The organism is Micromonospora sp. KC721, from assembly GCF_004348355.1.
Classification (GTDB): Bacteria; Actinomycetota; Actinomycetes; order Mycobacteriales; family Micromonosporaceae; genus Micromonospora.
Window position 1 is genome coordinate 1 of the sequence record NZ_SMJY01000232.1, and the last position, 8,605, is coordinate 8,605.

An 8,605-nucleotide genomic window follows, 5' to 3' on the forward strand; every position below is an offset into this window, starting at 1 on the left:
CGCCGCCACCGGCCGGGGCGAGTGGTGCCGCGCACCAGCCGATGCCACAGGTAGAGATGGATCAGACCGGCTATCCCGAACACGACCGCGACGAACACGAACACCCGGTCTCCCTCCACCGACGTCCGGCCCACACTAGATAGTGCGGGCTCCACCGACCACCCCCTGATCGCAACGTGACCGACGGGACGGCCCCGTTGCAGACCGGTCAGTCGCGCAGCGCCACCACCGGGCCGAGGACGAAGACCGCTGGCGGCCGGATACCCTCCCGAACCGTCAGGTCGCCCACCTCGTCCAGCCGGGACGCCCAGGTCCGCTGTCCCGGGTGCCCCGCGTCCTGCACCGCCAGCACCGGGGTCTCCGGCGCGCGGCCGTGCTCCAGCAGCACCGCTGCGATCTTGGCGATGGTGTCGACCGCCATCATCAGCACCAGGGTGCCCCGCGCCCGGCCCAGCGCCGCCCAGTCCACCAGGGACTCCGGGTGCCCCGGCGGCAGATGCCCGGAGACGACGGTGAGGTCGTGGGCGACCCCCCGGTGGGTGACCGGGACGCCGGCCAGCGCGGGTGCGGCGAGCGCGCTGCTCACCCCGGGTACCAGGACGGTCTCCACCCCGGCGGCCGCACACGCCTGGACCTCCTCGTGGCCCCGGCCGAAGACGTACGGGTCGCCACCCTTGAGCCGGACCACCCGTTTCCCGGCGCGGGCGTGGTCGACCAGGGCGGCGTTGATGGCGTCCTGCGCCATGGACGGTCCGCGCGGCACCTTCGCGGCGTCGATCACCAGCACGTCCGGGCGGAGGCCGGCGAGCAGGCCCTGCGGGGCGAGCCGGTCGGCGACCACCACGTCCGCGCTGTCCAGCAGCGCCCGGCCGCGTACGGTGATCAGGTCGTCGGGGCCGGGTCCGCCGCCCACGACGGCGACCTGCCCAGGGCGCAGGCCCGGCCCATGGTAGTGGTGGCCGCCCTCGTGCGGATGGTGGTGATGGTGGTGACCGCCCACCGGGTCGTCGGGATGGTCGTGCGGGGTCTGCGGCCGGCCCACCTTGTCGGCGAAGCCCGGCATCAGCACCCGGTACGCGCAGGTGTCGCAGTTCATCCGGATGTCCCCGCGCAGTGCCTCGGCGTGCCGTTCCAGCACCAGGTCGGCCAGCGCGTCGCAGTCGCCGATCAGGTCGGCCACCCGTACGTCGAGGTCGGGATGCCCGGCGGCGAACGCCTGCGACTGGGCGACGATCCGGTCCGGCAGCACCCCGGCGAAGAGGAAGTACGGGGCGACGACGATGCGCCGGGCCCCGAGCCGGCGCAGCCGCGCCAGCACGGCCGGCACCGACGGCTCGGCGAGGGAGACGAAGCCGGGTTCGACGCCGGCGTAGCCGCGGCCCTCCCACAGCAGCCGGGCCACCTTGGCCACCTCGGCGTTGGCGTCCGGGTCGGTGGAGCCCCGCCCGATCAGGGCCACCCAGGTGTCGGCCCGGTCCGCGCCGGACAGGGCGGTGTCGATCCGCTCCTGCAGCGCGGTGTGCAGCAGCGGGTGCGGGCCCAGCGGGCGGCCGTACCGGTAGGTCAGGCCGGGGTGGCGGGCCTGCTCGCGGGCCATCGCGGCGGGGATGTCGCCCTTGCCGTGGCCGGCGGCGGTGAGCACCAGGGGCAGCGCGACCAGGCTGCGGTGGCCCCGCGTCACCAGCGTGGTCACCGCGTCGGTGAGCGGCGGGCGGGACAGTTCGATGAAGCCCCCCTCGACGTCGCCGACGCTGCCGGCGGCGCGGCGGCGGACCCGGTCGACGAGCGCGGCGAACTGGTCGACCCCGGCCGCGCTGCGCGTGCCGTGCCCGACGATGACCAGCGCGGTCATGGCGTTTCCTCCAGGTAGAGCAGGGCGTTGAGGGCGGCGGCGGCAACCGCCGAACCACCCTTCTCGCCGACGTTGGACACGGCCGGCAGGCCACTGGCCCGCAGTGCCGCCTTGGACTCGGCAGCGCCGACAAAGCCGACCGGCAACCCCACCACCAGGGCCGGCGCCGCAGCCACGGTGATCAGCTCCGCCAGCGCGGTGGGGGCGCAGCCGACCACCCACACCGCGCCCGGTCCCACCCGGTCCAGGGCGACCCGGACGGCGGCGGCCGAACGGGTCAGGCCGGTGGCGCGGGCCAGTTCGGCGGCGGCGGGCTCGGCGACCGGGCAGACGATCTCCCGACCGGCCCGGGTGATGCCGGCGGCGACCATCCACACGTCGGTGACGATGGGTGCCCCGGCACGCAGCGCGGCCAGCCCGCCGGCCAGGGCCGGCTCGTCGCAGACCAGGTCGGTGACGTAGTCGAGGTCGGCGCTGGCGTGCACCACCCGCTCGGTGACGGCCCGGGTCAACGGGGGCAGGTGGGTCAGGTCGACCCGGGAGCGCAGAATCCGGTACGACTCCTGCTCGATCGGGTGCACCACCCGGGTCATCGGGCCGGCCCCACGACGAGCGGGGCGCCGGCCGCCGGCTGGTCGGCGCCGTACCGGCGGGTCGGGGTCGAGGTCATCGGTCTCCTCGCGGGTCGGGGGTGGCGCGGATGGCGTCCACCGGACAGATCTCCAGGCACTCCAGGCAGCCGGTGCACCGGTCGGCGCGGACGGTCAGTCCGCCGGGAACGGGCCAGATGGCGTGCGTCGGGCAGGTGAGCAGGCAGGCGCCGCAGCCCTGGCAGTCGTCGACGGTCACCGGCGCGGTCACGACCGCCACCGGTAGCCGCGCGGGGTCACCATCCGCCCGCCCACCATCCGGGTCTGCGAGCTGCCGACCACCACCACGCTGTACATGTCGACCACCGCCGGGTCGAAGGTGGCCAGGGTGGCCAGGTGCACCCGTTCGCCGTCGCGGCTGGCGTTGCGCACCGCCCCGACCGGGGTGTCCGGTGGGCGGTGTGCGGCGAAGGTCTTCAGGGCCGCGTCGAGCTGCCAGTCCCGGGCCCGGCTGCGCGGGTTGTACAGCAGCGCCACCAGGTCCGCCTCGGCGGCGGCGGTGATCCGCCGGGCGATGGCCTCCCACGGGGTGTGCAGGTCGGACAGGCTCAGGTAGACGTGGTCGTGCCCGAGCGGGGCGCCCAGCAGCGCCGAGGCGGCCAGCCCGGCGGTGATCCCGGGCACGCCCACCACGTCGATGCGGTCGTCGGCGTACTCCAGGGCGGGACTGGCCATCGCGTACACACCGGCGTCGCCGGAGCCGACCAGCGCCACGGCGTGCCCGGCGGTGGCCTCCGCGACGGCGGCCCGGGCCCGTTCCTCCTCGGCGCCGAGGCCGCTGGCCAGCACCCGGGTACCGGGGCGGAGCAGGTCGCGGATCTGGTCGACGTACTGGTCGAGGCCGACGACCACGGCGGCCCGGCGCAGTTCGGCGACGGCGCGGGGGGTGCGCAGGTCGGCCGCGCCCGGGCCGAGACCGACGACGGCCAGCCGGCCGCGCGGGGCGTGCCGGGCCACCGCGACGGTGGCCATCGCCGAGGCGGTCTTCGGCACCAGCAGGGTTCCGCCGTCGGCCAGCGCCGCGGCCTCCGCGACGCTGGGGGTGCCGACGGCGGCGCGGACCACCTCGCTGGGGTGCGGCACGTCGACCGCCGCCAACTGCGCCGCTGGCCGGGTCACCAGGGGTACGCCGAACGCCTCGGCGCTCGCCACGATGCCCGCCTCGTCGGCCTTGAGGTCGACGCTGGCCAGGCAGCGCAGGCTGGCCGGGGACAGGCCGGCGGCGGCGAGCGTCCGGCGCAGCAGGTCGGTCACCTCGGCGGTGGCGACGCCGCGGCTGGAGCCGACCCCGGCGACCAGGGACGGGGGCCGCAGCACGGCGGTCCGCCCGTCGGGCGGCACGACCCGGTCGGTCACCAGCAGCCGGTGGGCGTCGCCGGGGGCGTCGGCGCGGACGTTCGGCGGCAGGGCGGGCAGCGGCCAGGTGGCGTCGGCGACCAGCCGCACCGGTGCGCCGTCGAGGATCGCCCGGGACACCGCGGCGACCGCGCCCTCGACCGGCCAGCCCAGGGTGTCCAGCCCGGGCAGGTCGACCGCGTCGGTGGCGGTGGTGACCACCGGCCGGGCGTCGAGCAGCACGGCCACCTCGGCGGCGAGCGCGTTGGCGCCGCCGCCGTGCCCGCCGAGCAGGGCGACGGCGTGCCGGGCCGCCTCGTCGACGACCACCACGCCCGGGTCGGTGCGTTTGTCGCCGAGCAGCGGCGCGAGGATCCGCACCACCGCACCGGTGGCCAGGAACGCCACCACCGCATCGCACTCGGCCCAGGCGGTGCGCAGCGCGTCGGCGGCGCTGTCGGCGTCGACGAGTCGCGCGTGCGGCCAGGCGTCGGCGAGGACCCGGGCGTGCCGGTGGCCGGCGGCGGTGGCCGCGACGAGTCCGACGCGGCGGGTGGCAGGGCTGGTCACGGGCGCTCCCCGGTGAGGACGACCACCGGGTTGGTGGCCGCGAGTCGGACGGAACCGCCGGGCAGGTCGGCCAGGCGGGCGGCGGCGAGTTGGCTGCCGGAGACGGCGTAGCCGGCGGCGCGCAGCAGGTGGACGGCGGGGGCGACCCGGTCCAGGGCGGCGAGGGTGACCACCACCCGGTCGGGCCGGCGGACGGCCACCGCGTCGAGCACGTCGGCGCCGCCCCCGCCGACGAACACGGCGTCCGGGTCGGGCAGCCCGCGCAGGGCCGCCGGGGCCTCGCCGGTCACCACCCGCAGGTGTACGCCGTGTCGGGCGGCGTTGGCGGCGACCGGCGCGGTCGGGTCCCGGTCGACGGCGATGACCGCCGCGCCGAGCAGCGCGCACTCGATGCCGACCGAGCCGCTGCCCGCGCCGACGTCCCAGATCAGCCGGCCGAGGCGGGGACGGAGCCGGGCCACCGCGAGAGCCCGTACCTCCGCCTTGGTGATCATGGAGTCGCGGTGGTCGTACGCGGACTCGGGCAGCGCCCAGCCCCCGGCCGGCGCGGCGGCCGGCTGGTTGTCGCCGCGCACCGGCCCGACGCCGGGCGGCAGGTGCCCGCCGACCGGCCCGGCCTCGGCGGCCGCGGCCTCGCCGCCCGTCGGGGCCCCACCGCCCGTCGGGTCCGGGCTGCCCGGACCGGCAATGTCGGCCGGGGCCAGGCTGAGCAGCACGTGCGGGTCGGCCCAGGCGCGCCCGGCCGCCGCCTCCGCGGTGGTCCAGGTGACCCGCTCCGCGTCGGTGCCGAGATGTTCGGCGACGACGAGATGCCGGGGCCAGCCGACCAGTCCCGCGCCGATCTCGGCGGCCCCCGCCCCGGGAGCGGTGAGCACCGCGACGGCGGGCAGCGCCCGGCAGGCGTTCAGCGCGGGCCGCAGATCCCGCCCGTGCGCGGTGACCACGGCCGCACCGTCTGAGTCCAGGCCGGCGCGGGCGAAGGCGGCGGCGACGCTGGAAACGGCCGGCAGCACCCGTATCGGCAACCCGGCGGCACGCAGCCGCCGGACGATACCGAAGAACCCGGGGTCGCCGCTGGCCAGGACGACGGCCGGCGTGCCGGCGACGACGGCGGCGGCGAGCCGGTCGAGGGCGGGGGCGAGCGGCCCGAGCACGATGGTCGCCGCGCCCGCCGGCACCGGCACGACGGCGAGGTGCCGGGCCGCCCCGACGACCAGCCCGGCCCGGGCCAGCAGCGGCGCGACGACCGGGTGCGGCGGGGCTCCCCCGGCGTCGACGCCGACCACGCTGACCAGCGGCTCACCGGCGGCCGAGGGCTGCGGTCCGGTCACGCCGTCCACCGCCCGGAGGAGGCGACCACCCGGGAACCGGCGAAGTCCACCATCGCCACGTCGACGTCGACGTCGTGCCCGGCGAAGCGGAGCAGCACCTGGCGGACCCGGCGGCAGAGCAGGTCCCCGGCGGGGCCGAGCAGCCCGGCGGCCTCCCACAGCTCGTACGCGTGCCGTCCGGTGTTGGCCGCGGCGACGGCCGCGACCAGGTCGGCGTCCCCGCCCGCCTCGGCGGTGACCGCGCCGAGCAGCGACAGGTCCACCTTGGAGCGGGTGTAGTGGGTCATCAGGATCCCGGCGGCCAGCTTGGCCAGCTTGCCGGCCATCCCGACGAAGACCACCGAGGTCATGCCATGGGTGACGGCGGCGGTGACCGCCGCGCCGGTGAAGTCGCCGACCTCCACGAAGCACACCTCGGGCAGCTCCGGCAGCAACCCACGGGCGGCCCGCTCGGTACGCCCACCGGTGCACAACACCACGGTCCGCTCCCCCTGCGCGGCCATCACCTGCACCGCCTGCACCACGCTGGCCCGCCAGGAGGCGGTGGAGAACGGGCGGACGACACCGGTGGTGCCGAGGATGGAGATACCGCCGAGAATGCCCAGCCGCCGGTTGGTGGTCTTGCGGGCCATCTGCTCGCCACCGGGCACGCTGATCACCACACGTACCCCCACCGCGTTGAGGTCGACCACCTCGGCGACCGCCTCGCCGATCATGCGGCGCGGGGTGTCGTTGATGGCCGGGCCACCGACGGCCAGGCCGAGCCCGGGTTTGGTGACGGTGCCGACGCCCGGACCACCGTCCAGGCGCAGGCCCGGCTCCGAGCGCCAGCAGACGGTGGCGGTCAGGTGCGCGCCGTGGGTGACGTCCGGATCATCCCCGGCGTCCTTGACCACCACCGCCTCGGCCCGCGCCTGCGGGGGCGGGGTGAGGTCGCAGCGGGCGACGGGAAAGGTGACCCGCCGCCCGGCGGGCAGCCCGATCTCCACCTCTTTCGGTGGTGTCCCGGTCACCAGGGCGGTGACGGCCGCCTTCGCCGCCGCCGTGGCGCAGGCCCCGGTGGTCCAGCCGGTGCGCAGCGCGGTGGGTCGGACCTTCGCGGTGCGCGGCAGGTCCGGCTCCCGCAGCGGCGGCTCGCCGTACGTCACCGGGGTGGCCCGTCGCCGGCGGCGGTCCGGGCGACGCCGTCGGTGTCGGCGGCGGGTGTCCCGGCGACGCCGTCGGTATCGGCGGCGGCCCGCGCCCGGCGCAGCTCGGCCCGGGCCGCCGGCTCGGCCCGCCGGTAGGTGTGGAAGTGCCCGGGGTGGTAGAGGTGCGAGCGGGTGCCGGCGGCGGCGAGCGCCGGACCGACCAGGAACAGGGTGTGCTTCCACAGCTTGTGTTCCTTGACGGTGGCCTCCAACTCGCCGAGGGTGCAGCGGACCACCAGTTCGTCCGGCCAGGTGGCCTGGTACGCCACCACCACCGGGGTGTCGGGCGGGTAGCCGCCGGCGAGCAGTTCGGCCTGCGCCTGCCCGGATCGGGCGGCGGAGAGGAACAGCGCCATGGTGGTGCCGTGCCGGGCGAACTCGCGGACCCGCTCCCCCGCCGGCATCGGGGTCTTGCCGCCCTCCAGCCGGGTGAGGATGACCGACTGGGCCACCTCGGGAATGGTCAGCTCGCGGCCGACGATCGCGGCGACGGCGGTGAACGAGGAGACCCCCGGGACGACCTCCACCGCCAGATCGAGGGCCCGGCACAGGTCGAGCTGTTCCTGCACCGCGCCCCACAGCGCGGGGTCGCCGGAGTGGATCCGGGCCACGGTCAGCCCGTCGGCGGCGGCCCGCCGGTACAGCGGCAGCACCCCCTCGATGGGCAGCTGGGAGGAGTCGACGATCTCGGCGTCGGGGCGGGCGTGCGCGAGCACGTCGGCGTGCACCAGGCTGGCCGCCCAGACCACCACGTCCGCCTCGCCGATGACCCGGGCGGCGCGCAGGGTGAGCAGGTCGGCGGCGCCGGGGCCGGCCCCGACGAACCACACCTTTCCGTTGGTCACAGCTTTCCTCCCCGCCGGTCCCGGCGGGCGGGCACCAGCAGCGTCGACAGGTACGGCAGGTCGTCGTCGGCACCGTCGAGCGGGCCGATCCGCTCGTCGGGCAGGCCGAGGCTGCGGCCGAGCACCGCGTCGGCCAGCCGGCCGTGCCGCCGCAGCGCCTCGATCAGCTCAGGGTGGCGGCGCCAGCCTTTGTAGACCACGACGGTGCCGGGGCCGGCCAGGGCGTCCTCGACCAGTGCCGCGCCGGCGGTGGCCGGCAGCAGGGTGAGCGGTTCCCGGCCCTCGCACAGCGGCACGCCGCTGCGGGCGGCGAGGTCCTGCATGGCGGTGATCCCGGGCACGGACCGAACCTGCACCGCCGGGCGCAGGGCGCGCACACTCTGCGCCAGGTAGCCGAAGGTGGAGTAGACGTTCGGGTCGCCGATGGTGGCGAAGGCGACCGACCGGGCGCCGCCGTCGAAGGCGGCGATCACGGCCGCCGCGGCGGCGTCCCAGGCGGCCTCCCGGCGGGCGGTGACGCCGCCGGTGTCGTCGAGGGCGAACGGCAGCCGGTGCAGCCGCTCCGCCGGGACGTACGCGCGCACGGTGGCTTCCGCGCGGCCCGCGGGCGCGTCGCCGTCCGCCCCCGGCCGGTCCATCACCGGTACGACCACCAGGTCCGCTTCCCGCAGCACCCGCACCGCCCGCACAGTGAGCAGGTCCGCCTCGCCCGGGCCGACGCCGACGCCGGTCAGCAGGGCAGCCGGAGCCGCGTCGGGCTCCGGCCCGGCGCGCTGCGAGACCTTTACCGCGCGCTCCGCACCTGTCGGGCCGGACGGGGTGGGTGTCGGGC

8 protein-coding genes are annotated in these 8,605 nt (G+C 77.1%); all 8 read right to left on the bottom strand.

The window, feature by feature from the left end; translation table 11 throughout:
- Positions 1-208 precede the first annotated feature (208 nt).
- The 8 genes from cobA to cobI all read right to left on the bottom strand — a co-directional run bounded on the left by cobA (position 209) and on the right by cobI (position 8,510).
- The gene (gene cobA / locus E1182_RS26890) at positions 209-1,852 is read right to left on the bottom strand and encodes a uroporphyrinogen-III C-methyltransferase (RefSeq protein ID WP_132270424.1); all 1,644 of its coding nucleotides are present in this window, start codon (positions 1,850-1,852) and stop codon (positions 209-211) included.
- A complete protein-coding gene (locus E1182_RS26895) occupies positions 1,849-2,445 on the bottom strand; it encodes a precorrin-8X methylmutase (RefSeq protein WP_132270426.1) in 597 nt (198 codons plus the stop codon). The genes cobA and E1182_RS26895 overlap by 4 nt, the downstream gene beginning before the upstream one ends.
- A 73-nt stretch (positions 2,446-2,518) precedes the next feature.
- A complete protein-coding gene (locus tag E1182_RS26900; RefSeq protein WP_132270429.1) occupies positions 2,519-2,722 on the bottom strand; it encodes a DUF362 domain-containing protein in 204 nt (67 codons plus the stop codon).
- Complete coding sequence (cobJ, locus tag E1182_RS26905; protein ID WP_132270431.1) at positions 2,710-4,407, bottom strand: precorrin-3B C(17)-methyltransferase; 1,698 nt, start codon at positions 4,405-4,407, stop codon at positions 2,710-2,712. Before cobJ ends, E1182_RS26900 begins: the two co-directional genes overlap by 13 nt.
- Entirely contained in the window at positions 4,404-5,738 is a 1,335-nt protein-coding gene (gene cbiE / locus E1182_RS26910; protein ID WP_243706435.1) for a precorrin-6y C5,15-methyltransferase (decarboxylating) subunit CbiE, read from the bottom strand. Before cbiE ends, cobJ begins: the two co-directional genes overlap by 4 nt.
- A complete protein-coding gene (locus E1182_RS26915; RefSeq protein ID WP_132270436.1) occupies positions 5,735-6,886 on the bottom strand; it encodes a cobalt-precorrin-5B (C(1))-methyltransferase in 1,152 nt (383 codons plus the stop codon). The genes cbiE and E1182_RS26915 overlap by 4 nt, the downstream gene beginning before the upstream one ends.
- Positions 6,883-7,773: a precorrin-4 C(11)-methyltransferase gene (cobM, locus tag E1182_RS26920; RefSeq protein WP_243706436.1), complete on the bottom strand. Its 891-nt coding sequence runs from the start codon at positions 7,771-7,773 to the stop codon at positions 6,883-6,885. Before cobM ends, E1182_RS26915 begins: the two co-directional genes overlap by 4 nt.
- On the bottom strand, positions 7,770-8,510 hold the full coding sequence (gene cobI / locus E1182_RS26925; RefSeq protein ID WP_132270438.1) for a precorrin-2 C(20)-methyltransferase: 741 nt from the start codon (positions 8,508-8,510) through the stop codon (positions 7,770-7,772). Before cobI ends, cobM begins: the two co-directional genes overlap by 4 nt.
- Positions 8,511-8,605 lie beyond the last annotated feature (95 nt).